Origin of the sequence: Streptomyces sp. NPDC005496 (assembly GCF_042872045.1) — a bacterium.
In the GTDB taxonomy this organism is placed as follows: domain Bacteria; phylum Actinomycetota; class Actinomycetes; order Streptomycetales; family Streptomycetaceae; genus Streptomyces.
This window is the reverse complement of the sequence record NZ_JBIAJQ010000011.1, coordinates 120,102-135,899: the sequence shown is the minus strand read 5'-3', so window position 1 is coordinate 135,899 and position 15,798 is coordinate 120,102. Positions and strand designations below refer to the sequence as shown.

Annotated in this window: 12 protein-coding genes; 4 read left to right on the top strand and 8 right to left on the bottom strand. The window is 72.4% G+C overall.

Annotated features, from left to right (window positions below):
* The gene (locus ACFYQQ_RS30215) at positions 1 to 1,482 is read left to right on the top strand and encodes an aminotransferase class I/II-fold pyridoxal phosphate-dependent enzyme (RefSeq protein ID WP_355795310.1); all 1,482 of its coding nucleotides are present in this window, start codon (positions 1 to 3) and stop codon (positions 1,480 to 1,482) included.
* 66 nt (positions 1,483 to 1,548) lie between these two features.
* On the opposite strand, the gene ACFYQQ_RS30210 is transcribed toward ACFYQQ_RS30215, so the two are convergent.
* The 8 genes from ACFYQQ_RS30210 to rhaI form a co-directional block, all read right to left on the bottom strand.
* Positions 1,549 to 2,859, bottom strand: coding sequence for an ABC transporter permease (locus tag ACFYQQ_RS30210; protein ID WP_356165445.1), 1,311 nt, complete (start codon positions 2,857 to 2,859; stop codon positions 1,549 to 1,551).
* 3 nt (positions 2,860 to 2,862) lie between these two features.
* Positions 2,863 to 3,654 (bottom strand): ABC transporter ATP-binding protein, encoded by a 792-nt coding sequence (locus ACFYQQ_RS30205; RefSeq protein WP_356165447.1) that lies wholly within the window; start codon positions 3,652 to 3,654, stop codon positions 2,863 to 2,865.
* A 179-nt stretch (positions 3,655 to 3,833) separates the two neighbouring features.
* Positions 3,834 to 4,478 (bottom strand): lactate utilization protein C, encoded by a 645-nt coding sequence (locus tag ACFYQQ_RS30200; RefSeq protein WP_356241541.1) that lies wholly within the window; start codon positions 4,476 to 4,478, stop codon positions 3,834 to 3,836.
* Positions 4,475 to 5,953: a LutB/LldF family L-lactate oxidation iron-sulfur protein gene (locus ACFYQQ_RS30195; protein WP_356165453.1), complete on the bottom strand. Its 1,479-nt coding sequence runs from the start codon at positions 5,951 to 5,953 to the stop codon at positions 4,475 to 4,477. Before ACFYQQ_RS30195 ends, ACFYQQ_RS30200 begins: the two co-directional genes overlap by 4 nt.
* Positions 5,950 to 6,705, bottom strand: coding sequence for a (Fe-S)-binding protein (locus ACFYQQ_RS30190; RefSeq protein WP_356165456.1), 756 nt, complete (start codon positions 6,703 to 6,705; stop codon positions 5,950 to 5,952). The genes ACFYQQ_RS30195 and ACFYQQ_RS30190 overlap by 4 nt, the downstream gene beginning before the upstream one ends.
* A gap of 104 nt (positions 6,706 to 6,809) precedes the next feature.
* A complete protein-coding gene (locus ACFYQQ_RS30185; RefSeq protein WP_356241710.1) occupies positions 6,810 to 8,246 on the bottom strand; it encodes a rhamnulokinase family protein in 1,437 nt (478 codons plus the stop codon).
* A gap of 5 nt (positions 8,247 to 8,251) precedes the next feature.
* Entirely contained in the window at positions 8,252 to 10,291 is a 2,040-nt protein-coding gene (locus tag ACFYQQ_RS30180; RefSeq protein WP_355784594.1) for a bifunctional aldolase/short-chain dehydrogenase, read from the bottom strand.
* 505 nt (positions 10,292 to 10,796) lie between these two features.
* Positions 10,797 to 11,957 carry an L-rhamnose isomerase gene (gene rhaI, locus ACFYQQ_RS30175; RefSeq protein WP_356241536.1) on the bottom strand — a complete coding sequence of 387 codons (1,161 nt, stop codon included), beginning with the start codon at positions 11,955 to 11,957 and terminating at the stop codon, positions 10,797 to 10,799.
* Positions 11,958 to 12,228: 271 nt separating this feature from the next.
* On the opposite strand from rhaI, the gene ACFYQQ_RS30170 reads away from it, so the two are divergent.
* From ACFYQQ_RS30170 to ACFYQQ_RS30160, 3 genes are read left to right on the top strand one after another with little or no spacing between them, the layout of a single operon-like run.
* On the top strand, positions 12,229 to 13,746 hold the full coding sequence (locus ACFYQQ_RS30170) for a sugar ABC transporter ATP-binding protein (protein WP_355788836.1): 1,518 nt from the start codon (positions 12,229 to 12,231) through the stop codon (positions 13,744 to 13,746).
* Complete coding sequence (locus ACFYQQ_RS30165) at positions 13,743 to 14,783, top strand: ABC transporter permease (RefSeq protein WP_355788833.1); 1,041 nt, start codon at positions 13,743 to 13,745, stop codon at positions 14,781 to 14,783. Before ACFYQQ_RS30170 ends, ACFYQQ_RS30165 begins: the two co-directional genes overlap by 4 nt.
* On the top strand, positions 14,776 to 15,792 hold the full coding sequence (locus tag ACFYQQ_RS30160) for an ABC transporter permease (RefSeq protein WP_355788830.1): 1,017 nt from the start codon (positions 14,776 to 14,778) through the stop codon (positions 15,790 to 15,792). The genes ACFYQQ_RS30165 and ACFYQQ_RS30160 overlap by 8 nt, the downstream gene beginning before the upstream one ends.
* The last annotated feature ends 6 nt before the right edge of the window (positions 15,793 to 15,798 follow it).

Here is a 15,798-nt window from a genome sequence, read left to right as displayed (position 1 = left end):
GTGGATCACACCAGAGCGCCCGTGCTGGACGCGCTGCGGCGCTACCACGACCAGGGAGAGCTGTCCTTCACGCCGCCGGGGCACAAGCAGGGCCGCGGCGCCGATCCGCAGGCGCGTGCCGTCCTCGGCGAGGGCGTGTACCGCTCCGACCTGCTGGCGTCCGGCGGACTCGACGACCGGCTCATGAGGGGAAAGGTCCTCAAGAGCGCCGAGGCGCTGATGGCGGACGCGGTCCACGCCGAGCACACCTTCTTCACCACCTGCGGCAGCTCCCTCTCCGTGAAGGCGGCGATGCTCGCCGTCGCGGGGCCGGGCGAGAAGCTCCTCGTGGGCCGCGACGCCCACAAGTCGGTGATCTCCGGACTGATCCTCGCCGGTATCCACCCGGTCTGGGTCGACCCGCGGTGGGACGAGGAGCAGCGGCTGGCCCACGCACCGGACGCGGAGGCCTTCGAGGAGGCGCTCGCCCGGCATCCCGACGCCAGGGGAGCCCTGGTCACCAGTCCGACGCCGTACGGCGCCTGCGCCGACCTCGGCCGGATCGCGGACGTCCTGCACGCCCGCGGGCTGCCCCTGGTCGTGGACGAGGCGTGGGGCGCCCACCTGCCCTTTCATCCCGAGCTGCCGTCCTGGGCGATGGACGCCGGCGCCGACGTGTGCGTGACGAGCATCCACAAGATGGGCAGCGGCCTGGAACAGGGCTCGGTGTTCCACCTCCAGGGCGACCTGATCGAGGCGGAGTTCCTGCAGTCGCGGGCCGACCTGTTCGGCACGACAAGCCCCTCCGTGCTCATCTACGCCGGGCTCGACGCCTGGCGCCGCCAGATGGTCCTCGACGGTGAGCGGCTGCTCGGTGAGGCATTGTCGCTGGCGTCCGACGTGCGCTCCGCCGTCGAGAAGATCCCCGGCCTGCGGGTGCTCGGCCACGACGACTTCGTGGGCAGCGGGCTGTCCGTCGACTTCGACCCGCTGCCCGTGGTCATCGACGTGACCGGCCTCGGCACGACGGGCTACCGGGCCGCCGACTGGCTGCGCGAGAAGCACGGGATCAACATGCACCTCGCCGACCATCGGCGCGTCAGCGCCCAGATCACGCACGGCGATTCGCCGGCCACCACCGAACCGCTGCTGGACGCCCTGCGCGACCTGGCCGACCATGCCGGTGAACTGGCCGTCGGCGTACCGGAGATGGTCGTACCCTCCGGGGCGCGGATGCGGCTGGAGCAGGCGGTGCGCCCCCGGGACGCGTACTTCGGCCTGGCCGAACCCGTGCCGCTGGACCGGGCCGTGGGCCGGGTCTCGGCGGAGATGATCACGCCGTACCCGCCCGGCATCCCGGCCGTCCTCCCGGGTGAACGGCTCACCGAGCCCGTACTCGACTACCTCCGCACCGGCCTGGAGTCGGGGATGAACCTGCCCGACGCCGCCGACCCCGAGCTGCGCACCATCCGCGTGAAGGTGGGCGGCGGACCGCCCGGCTGACCGGTGGCGCGCCCCGAAAACGCCGGCGCCGGGCGGGGACCACTCCCGCCCGGCGCCGGTCCCGCGTCAGGCGGCGAGTCCCACCGCGTCCACCGCCGGGACCCGCAGCATCCGCCGCGTCGTCGCCAGAGCCGTGCCCAGCGTCGCCGCCGCCGCGATCGCGACGACCACCAGCCAGATGCCCGGACCCCGGCCCGGCAGCACCGCGTCGGTGCGGACCACGGTGAACGGCACCGCCCCGGCGAGAGCGGCCGCCGTGCCGAAGAGGACCCCGGTCACGGTCAGGACGACGCCCTCGACGCCGACCGCGCCGAGCACCTGGCCCGGAGTGGCCCCGGCGAGGCGCTGCTGTCCGAACTCCCGGGCGCGGAACGACGTCGCCGCGTACAGCGAGTTGATCAGCGTGATGCAGCAGAAGAGCACGATGATGCCGACCACCACCAGGTTGAGCGTCTCCAGGTTCTTCGCGTCGACGGACTTCGGGATGCCGGACGCCTCGATGGCGTCGGTCTCGACCGCTTGCATGGAGAGCGTCGCCGCCGCCACACCGGTGAACATGATGAGCGGCATCAGGACGCCGGACAGCTGCTCGACCCGCCCGCGCAGCGCCCGAACGGCGAGATAACCGCTCGCCCCCGCCACCGGGATCCGGTCCAGGACCGCCGTGAGCAGCCGCGGCGAGAGCAGTGCGAACCCCACCGAGAGCAGGATCGCCCCGTACGCCGCCGGTGCCATCAGCGCGGCGTCGGAGGCGGAGAACGCGAAGGTGGAGCAGACGCCCGCCGCCCCGGCCGCGAGGGCGGCGTACGCCGAGAACGTCCGCACCCCGCCCCGCCGCCGTCCCCCGCGCGTCGCCCGCCGCACCGCGAGGAACGCCGCGCCCGCCGACGCGAGCACGGTGATCCAGAACCCCGACATCAGCGCCACCGGGCCGAAGGAGTAATCCACCGAGCGGGCCACCTGGCCGCTGTCCTGGAACACGTCGAACAGGGCCCGTCCGCCCAGCGTCGCGGGACCGATCGCCAGCAGGAAGCCCAGCAGCGCCACGGCCACCGCCTCACCCACGACCATCCGCGTGATCTGCGCGGGGGTCGCCCCCGAACACCGGAGCAGCTCCAGTTCGGCGCTCCGCATGCGGACGTTGACCGTCAGCGTCGAGGCGACCGAGAAGAACACCAGCAGGGTGCCGTAGCCGCCGACGACGCTCGCCGCGGTGGACAGCGAGGAGGCGCTCTCGGCGTCCACACCCGGCCGGCCCGCGGTGTCGTGCATCGAGTTGAACGTCATGACGACCACCGCGCCGAGGAACGCGGACAGCAGCGTCGCGGTGAAGCGCCCGGGGCGCCGCCGGACGGAACGCAGGGCCAGCGTGAACATCGCTCACACCCCCGCCGTCACGTCGTCGCCCAGGTGCGCCAGCCGCTCGGCGACCGTGTCGGCCCGCGGCGCGCGCAGCTCGCCCGCCACCCGGCCGTCGGCGAGGAAGACGACCGAGTCGGCGTACGACGCCGCCACCGGGTCGTGGGTCACCATGACCACGGTCCTGCCGTGCACCCGCACCGCGTCCTGGAGGAGCACCAGCACCTCGCGGGCACTGCGCAGGTCCAGAGCCCCGGTCGGCTCGTCCGCCAGCACCACGCTCGGCTCGGTCACCAGCGCCCGGGCGATCGCCACCCGCTGGCGCTGACCGCCGGACAGCTGGTCCGGCCGGTGCCCGAGCCGGTCGCCCAGCCCGACCGCGGCCAGGACCTCCCGCGCCCGCCGCCGGTCCACGCGCCGGCCCGCCAGCCGCAGCGGGAGCACGGTGTTCTGCGCGACGGTCAGGGTGTCCAGCAGGTTGTACTGCTGGAAGACGAAGCCGATCCGGCTGCGGCGGAACCGCGTCAGCGCCGCCTCACCGGTCCCGGTCATCTCGGCGCCGTCGACCATCACGATGCCGCTGTCGGGGCGCTCCAGGCCGGCCGCGCACTGCAGGAGCGTGGACTTGCCGGACCCCGACGGCCCCATCACCGCGGTGAAGGTGCCCCGCGCCAGACTGAGTGTCACCGCGTCGAGCGCGGTCACGGCGCTGTCGCCGCTGCCGTACGTCTTGGTGACCTTGACCAGGCGCAGCGCCTCGGCGGAGGGCGCCGAGTCGTGCGTAGGTCGCGCGGGCCGGTGGAACATCGTCATCACTCTCCGTCCGGCACCCCCTGTGCCTCGACGTCGACGCTACGGAGCGGCGGGCCGCGGCACACGGGGCGCAGAACCCGTATCGCGGGGTGTACCCAGCGCCACCCCGCCCGCCCGTACGGGCCACCACCCGCGAGGGGCCCGACGGCGCACCGCCCGGGCCCCTGGGCCGGGACACGTCACCGAGTCACCAGCACCACTTCCAGGGTGCGCGGGCCGTGCACGCCCTCCACCCGGTCCAGCTCGATGTCGCTGGTCGCGGACGGCCCGGAGATCCAGGTCAACGGACGTGCCGGATCGAGGCGTTCGAGCCCCTGCGGCACCGAGGAGACCACCTGGGCGGGCACCCGCACCACGCAGATGTGGTGGTCGGGCACGAGGGTGACCCGACGGCGTCCCTGGTCGGGGCCGCCGTCCAGAACGATGGTGCCGGTCTCGGCGATCGCCACCGCGCACGCCGTGACGACACTGTCGACCCGGTCCAGCTCGTGCGCGGTGTTCCCGGCGAGGTCCGCCACGCGTGCCACGTCCGACGCCGCCAGCCAGCCGGTGTCCAGCCCGGACGGCACCAGCACCGACGTCGAGCCGTGCGCGGACAGCAGCCTCGCGATCAGGTCCGGGAGCCCGGCGGCGTCGGTACGGTGCACGAGCGCGCGGTAGTCGGCCAGGTTCTCGGCCAGCAGCTCCACCGTCCGCCCGACGTCACGCCGACCGTGCTCGCGCAGATACGTCCGCTCGACGGCCCGCTCGTACGGGGTGTCGTCCGCGGGCACGTCCGCGAGGGCGCGCCGGACGCGGCCCAGGATCCGTTCCCTGCTGCTCACTTGCGACCGTCCTCTCCGCCGTGCGTGCGCTGCCACCAGTCGCGGAAGGGCTCCGCCGGCACCGGTGGCAGATCCCGCGTCTCGCTCCACGCCCGGCCCGGGCCCGGGAGCGTACGCGGATGGAAGCGCCGGCTGCGCGAGGCGAGCCGCTGGCCGGTGCGCAGCGCCCCCGGGTGCGCGAACGCCCAGCCGGCCGCGCGCATGGCGGCCCGCTCCGCCGCGTGTCCCTTCGCCGGACGCAGCACCACCTTGTTGCCCTCGCGGGTCACCGGGCCGCCCTGGACGACGCGTTCCCGCAGGTGCACCAGTACCTCGGGGATGTCGATCGCCACCGGGCACACGTCGTAGCACGCCCCGCACAGCGAGGAGGCGTACGGCAGCGACGCGTCGATCTCGCTGCCGGTGCCCCGCAGTTGGGGGCTGAGGATCGCGCCGATCGGGCCCGGGTAGACCGAGCCGTACGCGTGGCCTCCGGCCCGCTCGTACACCGGGCAGACGTTGAGACAGGCCGAGCAGCGGATGCAGCGCAGCGCCTGACGGCCGACCTCGTCGGCGAGCGTGTCGGTGCGCCCGTTGTCGAGCAGGACCAGGTGGAAGTCGCGGGGGCCGTCCTCCTCGGTGGTGCCGGTCCACGTGCTCGTGTACGGGTTCATGCGCTCGGCCGTGGAGGAGCGGGGCAGCGTCTGCAGGAACACCTCCAGGTCCCGCCAGGTCGGCACGACCTTCTCGATGCCGACGACCGAGATCAGCGTCTCGGGCAGGGTGAGGCACATCCGGCCGTTGCCCTCGGACTCCACGACCACCAGGGTGCCGGTCTCGGCGACCATGAAGTTGGCCCCGGAGATCCCGACCTTGGCCCGCAGGAACTTCTCGCGCAGGTGCAGACGGGCGGCCTCAGCGAGTTCGGCGGGCGTGTCGGTGAGGCCCTCGGGGGCGGGGCGGCCCCACTCGCTCATCTCACGGGCGAAGATCTCGCGGATCTCCCCGCGGTTGCGGTGGATGGCCGGGACCAGGATGTGCGAGGGGCGGTCCTTGCCCAACTGCACGATCAGCTCGGCCAGATCGGTCTCGTAGGCACGGATGCCCTCGGCCTCCAGCGCCTCGTTGAGCCCGATCTCCTGGGTGGCCATCGACTTGACCTTGACGACCTCGCTCTCGCCGGTCGCCTTCACCAGGTCCGCGACGATCCGGTTGGCCTCGTCGGCGTCGACGGCCCAGTGCACGGTGCCGCCGGCCGCCGTCACCGCCTCCTCCAACTGCACGAGGTAACGGTCGAGATGGCGCAGGGTGTGGTCCTTGATCCGCTTTCCCGCCTCGCGCAGGGCCGCCCAGTCGTCGAGTTCGGCGACCGCGTGCGCGCGCTTGGCGCGGATCGTGTGCGTGGCGTGACGCAGATTGCCGCGCAGCGTGGGGTTGTTGACGGCCTCGTGCGCGGCCCGGGGGAAAGCCGGCATGCCGACGAAGGTCCCGCTCATGCCAGGGGCTCCTCTTCCGTGCTCGCCAGGATCTCCGCGATGTGCACCGGGCGCATGTCGGTGCGGAGCCGGGCCATCGTGCCGCCGACGTGCATCAGGCAGGAATTGTCGGCCGCGCACAGCACCTCCGCGCCCGTCGACTCGGCGTTGCGCACCTTGTCGGCGCCCATCGCCGCCGAGACGTCGGCGTTCTTCACCGCGAAGGTCCCGCCGAAGCCGCAGCACTCCTCGGCCCCGGGCAGCTCCCGCAGTTCGAGCCCCTTGACCGCCTGGAGGAGCCGGCGCGGCCGCTCGCCCAGGCCGAGACCGCGCAGCCCGTGACAGGTCGGGTGGTAGGTCACCGTGTGCGGGTAGTACGCGCCGACGTCCGTCACCCCGAGGACATCCACGAGGAACTCGGTCAGCTCGTACGTCTTCGGCACGACCGGGGCGAGTGTGGCCGCGAGGGTGTCCCCGCGGCCCTCCGCCCGGGCCCGCTCGCCCATTCGCGGGTACAGCTCCCTGACCATCGCGCCGCACGACCCCGAGGGCGTCACGATCGCCTCGTACTCGGCGAAGACATCGGAGAAATGCCGGGCCATCGGCTCCGCCTCGTGCCGGTAGCCGGTGTTGTAGTGGGCCTGCCCGCAACAGGTCTGCGCCATCGGGAAGTCGACCTCGACGCCCAGTCTGGTCAGCAGTTTCACCACGGCGCGCCCGGTGTCCGGATAGAGCGTGTCGTTGACACAGGTCAGGAACAGGGCGACACGCATCGCGGCTCCTCGCGTTCGGTCATCGGATGGGTGCTGGGGTACCGCCCCACGCGCTCAGCGTAGTGGCGGACCCGGGGGAGGGTGCGGAACGGGCGGATCCGCGCTCACCGGCCGGTGAGGCGGCTCTCCGCCTCGCGCCAGGCGGCCGGGTCGCCGCCGGGTTCGTACCGCACCAACGGCTGGGTGCGCACGAGGAGTTCACGCATGGCGGCGCGGTCGCCGACCAGGCCTTGGGCGCGGGCCTGGACGAGGACGTTGCCGAGGGCCGCCGCCTCGGCCGGACCCGCCACGACCGGCAGTCCGCAGGCGTCCGCGGTGAGCCGGCACAGCAGGGCGTTGCGGGTCCCGCCGCCGACGATGTGCACGACGTCGACGGGGTGGTCGGCGAGTTCCCGCGCCTCGGCGATCGCCCGGCGGTGGGCGAGTGCCAGGGAGTCGAGGATGCAGCGGGTGATCTCCGCCCGGGAGACCGGCACGGGCTGGCCCGACACCCGGCACGCCTGCGCGATCCGCTCCGGCATGCGGCCCGGCGCGAGGAACGCCGCGTCGCCCGCGTCGACGACCGAGCGCAGCGACGGCACCTCGGCCGCCTCGCGCAGCAGACCGGCGAGGTCAGGGTCGCCCCAGTCCCGTACGCACTCCTGGAGCAGCCACAGGCCCATGATGTTCCGCAGATAGCGGACCGTGCCGTCCAGGCCCAGCTCGTTCGTGAAGTTGGCCGCGCGGCTCGCCTCGGTGAGGACCGGTGCGTCCAGCTCCAGGCCCGCCAGCGACCAGGTACCGGTGCAGATGTACGCGAAGCGCTCGCCCACGGCGGGGACGGCGGCCACCGCGGACGCCGTGTCGTGCGAACCGACGGCGGTCACCGGGACCGGGCCGGTGAGCCCGGTCTCCCGCAGGACGTGCGGGCGCAGCGTGCCCGCCGGGTCACCGGGCCGGCGCAGCGGCGGGAACAGCTTCAGCTCGATGCCGAGCCGGTCCGCCACGTCGTACGACCAGTCGCGTGTGCGCGGGTCGATCAGCTGGGTCGTGGAGGCGTTGGTCAGCTCGGTGCCGGCCTCGCCCGTGAGCCAGTACGTGAGCAGGTCCGGGATAAGCAACAGCCGCTCTGCGCAGGCCAGTTGCGTGGAGGAACGGGCCGCCGTGAGCTGGTACAGCGTGTTGAAGGGCGCGTACTGGAGCCCCGTCGCCGCGTACAGCTCGGCGGGGGGCACGGTGGCCCACACCTGCTCCGCGACGCCCTCCGTGCGGGCGTCGCGATAGTGCACCGGGTTGCCGAGCAGCGCCCCGTCGGCGTCGAGCAGCCCGTAGTCCACGGCCCAGCTGTCGATGCCCACGGAGTCGACCTGCCCCGCGGCCCGCAGCCCGTCGAGGACACCCGCGTACAGGCCGAGGATGTCCCAGCGCAGCCCTTCCGGCACCCGGACGGGGCGGTTGGGGAAGCGGTGCGCCTCGGTGAGCTCCAGCGACCCGGGTCCCACGCGGCCGACCATGACGCGCCCGCTGGACGCGCCGAGGTCGACCGCGGCGTACGTGCGCACAGCGGTCACCGCAGGAACGCGGCGGCGACGCCGGCGTCGACCGGGACGTGCAGGCCGGTGGTGTGCGTCAGGTCGCCGCCCGTCAGGGCGAACACCGCGTTCGCGACGTGCTCCGGCAGCACCTCCCGCTTGAGGATGGTCCGCTGGGCGTAGAACTCGCCGAGCTTCTCCTCCTCGATGCCGTACGTGGCCGCGCGCTGCGCGCCCCAGCCGCCCGCGAAGATCCCGGACCCGCGCACGACACCGTCCGGGTTGACGCCGTTGACCCGGATGCCGTGCTCGCCCAACTCGGCCGCCAGCAGGCGAACTTGATGAGCCTGGTCGGCCTTGGTGGCGGAGTAGGCGATGTTGTTCGGACCGGCGAAGACCGCGTTCTTGGACGCGATGTAGACGATGTCGCCGCCCAGCCCCTGCGGGACCATCACCCGGGCCGCCTCGCGCGAGACCAGGAAGGAGCCGCGGGCCATGATGTCGTGCTGGAGGTCCCAGTCGCGGGCCGTGGTCTCCAGGAGGGGCTTGGAGATCGAGATGCCCGCGTTGTTGACGACGAGGTCGACCCCGCCGAAGGCGAGCACGGCAGCCCTGAAGGCGTCGCCGATCTGCTCCTCGGAGGTCACGTCGACGGCCACGGCGACCGCCTTGTCCGGTCCGCCCAGCTGCTCGGCGACCTGTGCGGCGCCCTCCGCGTTCAGGTCGGCGACCACCACGCAGGCGCCCTCGGCGACCAGCCGCTCGGCGATCGCCCTGCCGATCCCGCTGCCGGCGCCCGTCACCAGCGCCACGCGCGTGGCCAGCGGCTTCGGCTTCGGCATCCGCTGGAGCTTGGCCTCCTCCAGCGCCCAGTACTCGATGCGGAACTTCTCCGACTCCTCGATCGGCGCGTACGTGGAGACCGCCTCGGCCCCGCGCATCACGTTGATCGCGTTGACGTAGAACTCGCCCGCCACCCGCGCGGTCTGCTTGTCCTTGCCGAAGCTGAACATGCCGACGCCGGGGACCAGCACGATCGCCGGGTCCGCGCCGCGCATCGCGGGGGAGCCGGCGTCGGCGTGCCGGGCGTAGTAGGCCGCGTACTCCTCGCGGTACTCGGCGTGCAGTTCCCGCAGGCGGGCGACGGCCTCGTCCAGGGGCGCCGACGGCGGCAGGTCCAGGACGAGCGGCCGGACCTTCGTGCGCAGGAAGTGGTCCGGGCAGGACGTGCCGAGGGCGGCGAGCCGCGGGTGCTCGGTGCTCGCCAGGAAGTCCAGGACGACATCGGAGTCGGTGAAGTGGCCGACCTGCGGGCGGTCCTGGGAGGCGGCGGCGCGTACGTACGGCGCGAGAGCGGCCGCCCGCTCCCGGCGCTCGGCTTCGGGCAGCGCCTCGTACCCGGGCAGGACCGGTCCGAACGGCTCGGCCTTCCCACGCACGGTGAGGAACGCCTCCGCGGTGCGGATGATGTGCAGCGAGTTGCGCTCGCACTCCTCCGCGGTGGCACCCCACGCCGTGATGCCGTGACCGCCGAGGACACAGCCGACGGCCTGCGGGTTGGCCTCCTTGACGGCCGCGATGTCCAGGCCGAGCTGGAACCCGGGGCGGCGCCAGGGCACCCACACCACGCTGTCGCCGAAGCACTCGGCGGTGAGCTTCTCGCCGTCCGCCGCACAGGCCAGCGCGATGCCCGAGTCGGGGTGCAGGTGGTCGACGTGCGCCGCGTCCACGAGCCCGTGCATCGCCGTGTCGATCGATGGGGCCGCGCCCCCCTTGCCGTGCAGGCAGTAGTCGAACGCGGCGACCATCTCGTCCTCGCGCTCCACCCCCGGGTACACGTCCGTCAGCGCCCGCAGCCGGTCGAGGCGCAGCACCGCGAGCCCGGACTCGGTGAGGGTGCCGAGGTCGCCGCCCGACCCCTTGACCCACATCAGCTCGACGTCGCCACCGGTCACCGGGTCGGTCTCGCTGCCCTTGGCGGACGTGTTGCCGCCGGCGTAGTTCGTGTTGCGCGGATCGGCGCCGAGCCGACGCGAGCGAGCCAGCAGAGCGGCGGCTTCGGGATGGGGTGCCATGTTCCGTTCCTTAAGGGAGAGGGTGAACGAGTACTCGTGACGTACGGAAGCCGAGCGGCGGGAGCATCGATGTGTCTCACCGCGGGGCGGCCGGGCGGCGCGTCCCGGACCGGCCCCCGTCAGGGTCGAGCGGGTGGGCGGCGCCGGTCTGGGCCCCGTCAGGGGGGACGGGTGGCGGGTGTCGGGCTGGCCCTCGTCAGGGTCGAGCGGGTGGGCGGCGCCGGTCTGGGCCCCGTCAGGGGGGACGGGTGGCGGATGTCGGGCTGGCCCACGTCAGGGTCCAGCGGGTGGCGCGCGCCGGCCCGGGCCCCGTCAGGGGCGCGGGGAACTGCGCGACCAGCCCACCCCGACCGAAGGTCCACCACCGGCCGCGGCCCGTACGGCGAGCGGAACCGACCACCGTCCCGGAGCCGACAACCGACCCCGGACGGACCACCGGCATGGTGGACGCCGACCACCCACCCGGAGGAGGCAAGGCCCCCGGGGGCCGGCCCGAGCGGAGGGACTACGCCCCCCACCCCGCCTGCCGCCCCCCGACCCGCTCCGCGGCAACCCGCTCCTGCCACCCGGACCGCCGATACGCGCCGACCGGGTCGGGATCCAGACCGAGCTCCGCCCGGACCTCGGCAAGCAGCGGCCGCACGTCGGTGTTGTACGCGTCCATGATCACCGCGTTGGCCTCCAGCACGTCCCCCGACCGCTGGGCCTCACCGAGCGCGGACCTGTCGACGAGCAGGGCCTTCGCCGTGGCCTCCTGGACGTTCATCACCGAGCGGATGATCGCCGGGATCTTGGCCTCGATGTTGTGGCACTGGTCGAGCATGAAGGCGACCTCGGGCGCGAAACCGCCGCCCCGGATCACCTCGTACATGATCCGGAAGAGCTGGAAGGGATCGGCGGCGCCCACCATCAGGTCGTCGTCCGCGTAGAAGCGCGAGTTGAAGTCGAAACCGCCGAGCTTCCCCTCCCGCAGCAGCGTGGCGACGATGAACTCGATGTTGGTGCCCGGCGCGTGGTGCCCGGTGTCGACGACGACCTGCGCCTTGGGGCCGAGCTTGAGGCAGTGCGCGTACGCGGTGCCCCAGTCCGGGACGTCGGTGCTGTAGAAGGCCGGCTCGAAGAACTTGTACTCCAGCAGCATCCGCTGGTCGTCGCCGAGCCGCTCGTAGACCTTCGCCAGGCCCTCGGCGAGCCGGTCCTGGCGCTCGCGGAGATCGTCCTGCCCCGGATAGTTCGTGCCGTCCGCGAACCACAGCTTCAGGTCCTTGGAGCCCGTCGCGTCCATGATGTCGACGCACTCCAGCAGATGGTCGACCGCCTTGCGTCGCACCGCGGCGTCGGGATGGCAGATGCTGCCGAGCTTGTAGTCGTCGTCCTGGAAGGTGTTGGAGTTGATCGCGCCCAGCCGCACGCCGCGGTCCTCGGCGTGCTTCGCGAGGGCGGCGTAGTCGTCGACCCGGTCCCAGGGGATGTGCAACGCGACGGTCGGGGCGGCACCGGTGAACTCGTGCACCTTCGCGGCGTCGTCCAGCTTCTCGCGCGGGTCGCGCGGCACTCCTGGCTGCGCGAACACCTTGAAGCGGGTTCCCGAGTTCCCGTACGCCCATGACGGCGTCTCTACTGCCTGGGTCTTGAGGGCGGCCTTCACGGCGGCGAGCTCGGTCACTTCAGGGCTCCTGTGACTTCGGGTGCGACTTCGGTTCTGAACGGCGTTGTCTGAAACGATTCAGAACGCCGAAGCTATGAGCACCCCGAAGGGCTGTCAACCCCTCCGGCCGAGACTGCTTTCCGTGACTTGGTCGTGACCTCTGGGTATCGAGAATTTCGGCCCGGACCCATTGACGTGACCTGGGTGACCTGCCTAACGTCCCGGCAACCTAGTTGAAACCTTTCACGACGTCGTGAGGCCTCCCCGCCCGCGTCGTTGAGGAGCCCACATGACCCACCGGTCCGACTCGGGTCCGGCCCCCGTGCTGGCGCTCAGGGACATATCGAAGTCCTTCGGCGCCGTACGCGCCCTGCGGGACGTGTCCCTGGAACTCTTCCCCGGCGAGGTGCACGCTCTCGCCGGCGAGAACGGCGCGGGCAAGTCGACCCTCATCAAGACGCTCGCCGGCGTGCACCGACCGGACGCCGGTCAGGTGCTGCTGGACGGGGAACCCACCGTCTTCCACGGTCCCGCCGACGCCCGCGACGCGGGCATCGCCGTGATCTACCAGGAACCCACGCTCTTCCCCGACCTGTCGATCGCCGAGAACATCTTCATGGGCCGTCAGCCGCGGCGCGCCCTCGGCCGTATCGACCACAAGGCGACCCGCGCCGCCACGCTGGCCCTGATGAAGCGCCTCGGTGTCGAACTCGACCCCGACCGCCCCGCCCGGGGCCTGTCAATCGCCGACCAGCAGATCGTCGAGATCGCCAAGGCGCTCTCCTTCGACGCCCGGGTCCTCATCATGGACGAGCCGACCGCCGCCCTCACCGGCAGCGAGGTGGCCCGCCTGTTCGGCGTCGTGCGCACCCTGCGCGAGCAGGGCTCGGCGGTCCTCTTCATCTCGCACCGGCTGGAGGAGATCTTCCGGATCTGCCGGCGCGTCACGACCCTGCGCGACGGGGCCTGGATCTCCAGTGAGCCGCTGGACGGCATGACCGAGGACGACCTCGTACGCCGTATGGTCGGCCGGGACCTCGACGAGCTCTACCCCAAGCAGGACGTCGAGGCGGGTGAAGTCGCCCTGAGCGTACGGCGGCTGACCCGTGAGGGCGTCTTCACCGACGTCTCCTTCGACGTCCGGCGCGGCGAGATCGTCGGTCTCGCGGGACTCGTCGGCGCCGGACGCACCGAGGTCGCCCGCGCCGTCTTCGGCGTCGACCGCTGGGACGCCGGCGAGGTGGAGGTCGACGGCAGGGGACTGACGAACGGCGCCCCGTCCACGGCGATGGCCGCCGGGCTCGCCCTGGTCCCCGAGGACCGGCGCGAGCAGGGCCTCGTGATGGACATGTCGATCGAGCGCAACATCGGCCTCACCGGCCTGCGTTCGACCAGCAGGGCCGGACTGATGGACCGCAGCGCCGAGCGCAGCCGGTCCCTGGACTGGGCCGTCAGGCTCCAGGTCAAGTACGCGCGGATCGCGGACGCAGTCGGCACCCTGTCCGGCGGCAACCAGCAGAAGGTCGTCCTCGCCAAGTGGCTCGCCACCGGCCCCAAGGTGCTCATCGTCGACGAGCCCACCCGCGGCATCGACGTCGGCACGAAGGCCGAGGTCCACCGCCTGCTGTCACAGCTCGCCGCCGACGGGGTCGCCGTCCTGATGATCTCCTCCGACCTGCCCGAGATCCTCGGCATGGCCGACCGCGTGCTCGTGATGCACGAGGGCCGGCTCACCGCCGAGATCCCGCGCTCCGAAGCCACCGAGGAAACCGTGATGGCCGCAGCCACCGGGAGGGCCGCCGCATGACGGTGACCGCGACCGACCCCGCGCCCGCCGCCGACGTGCCCAGGTCCAGCGGCACCCGGCTGGTCGACCGCGTCTTCAAGATGCGCGAACTGGCCATCCTGGCCGTGTTCCTGGTGATGATCGCCGTCACCCAGACGGGCAACAGCGAGTTCCTTTCCGAACAGGGCATCAAGGACCTGCTCCTCAACGCGACGATCCTCGTGCTCGTCGCCACCGGCCAGTCGCTGGTCGTGATCACCCGCAACGTCGACCTGTCCGTCGGCTCCACCCTCGGCATCAGCGCCTTCGCGGCCGGCACCTACCTCCAGGGCGGCGGCGACCCCGTCGTCGCGATCGCCCTCGCGGTGCTGCTCGGGATCGGCTGCGGACTGGTGAACGGGCTGCTCGTCAGCCTCGGCCAGGTGCCCGCGCTCGTCGTCACCCTCGGCACGCTCTACATCATCCGCGGCATCGACTCCATCTGGGTCGGCTCCCGGCAGATCACCGCGGCGAGCCTGCCCGACGGGTTCATCGACTTCGGCTCCGGCGGCATCTCGGCGGTGCCCTACCTCGCGCTGATCGCGCTGGCGGTGCTGATCGCCACCGCGTACTACCTCAAGCACTTCGGCGGCGGGCGCGAGCTGTACGCGCTCGGCTCCAACCCGGAGGCGGCCCGCCTCGCCGGCATCCCCGTCCGCAAGCGGATCCTCGCCGCGTACACCTTCTGCGGCGCCCTCGCGGGACTCGCCGGCGCCCTGTACCTGGCTCGGTTCGGCAACGTGGACTCCGGCACCGGCAACGGCTACGAACTCACCGTCGTCAGCGCCGTCGTGGTCGGCGGCGTCGTCTTCACCGGCGGCTCCGGCAGCGTCTACGGAGCCGCGCTCGGCGCCCTGCTGCTCACCTCCATCAACAGCGTGCTGCCCGCCCTCGGCGTCAGCTCGGTCTGGGTGCTCGCCATCAACGGCGTCCTGCTCATCCTCGCCATCGCCGTCGACCGGGTCGTCGCGCTGCGCGTGGCCACCGCACTGAAGAAGAGGAACGCCCGCCATGGCTGACCCGTCCCTCGCGCGCGCGCCCCGCTGGTCCGCCCTGAAAAGGTGGGACTCGGCCGTCGGTGCCCTCCTCCTCGTCGTCCTGCTGTTCTCGTTCGGGTTCGTCGACGGCTTCGGCAATGCCCTCAACCTGTCGTTCCTCATCGGCAACACCCTGCCCATCGCACTGGTCGCGCTGCCGATGACCCTGCTCGTGGTGGCCGGCGAGATCGACCTCTCCGTCGCCTCCACCGCCGGCCTGTCCGGCGCCGTGATGGGCGCCCTGTGGAACCAGGGCATGACGATCGAGGCGATCATCCCGCTCTGCCTGCTGCTCGGCGTGGTCTGCGGCCTGGTCAACGGACTGCTCGTGACCCGGCTCGGACTGCCCTCCCTCGCCGTCACCATCGGAACCCTCGCCGCCTACCGGGGCATCGCACAGATCGTGCTCGGCTCCGACGCGGTGACCGACTTCCCCACCCAGTACCTGGACTTCGCCGCCGGACGCATCGGGGACACCTTCATCCCGTACGCCCTCCTGCCCTTCCTGGTGCTGCTCGCGATCGCGGTGGTCGTGCTGCACGCCACCCCGTTCGGGCGCTCGCTGTTCGCGGTCGGCGCCAACGAGGAGGCCGCGCGCTTCGCCGGCGTCCGCGTCCGCCGGCACAAGCTGCTGCTGTTCGTCGCGACCGGCCTCATGGCCTCGCTCACCGGCGTCTTCTGGGCCCTGCACTACGCCAGCGCCCGCTACGACAACGCCACCGGGCTCGAACTCTCCGTCGTCGCCGCCGTCCTGCTCGGCGGCATCGACTTCGATGGCGGCAAGGGCACGCTCGGCGGCGCGATCGCGGGGGTCTTCCTGCTCGGCGCGCTGCAGAACGTGATGAGTCTCCAGGACGTCTCCGCCCAGTCGCAGATCGTCGTCACCGGTGTCCTGCTCGTCCTGTCCGTGCTCGGCCCGCGGGTCGCACGGCAGATCTCCGTCGCGAGGGCGGGGCGCAGAGCCGCCGCCACCTCGACCCCGGCCTCGTAACCCCGT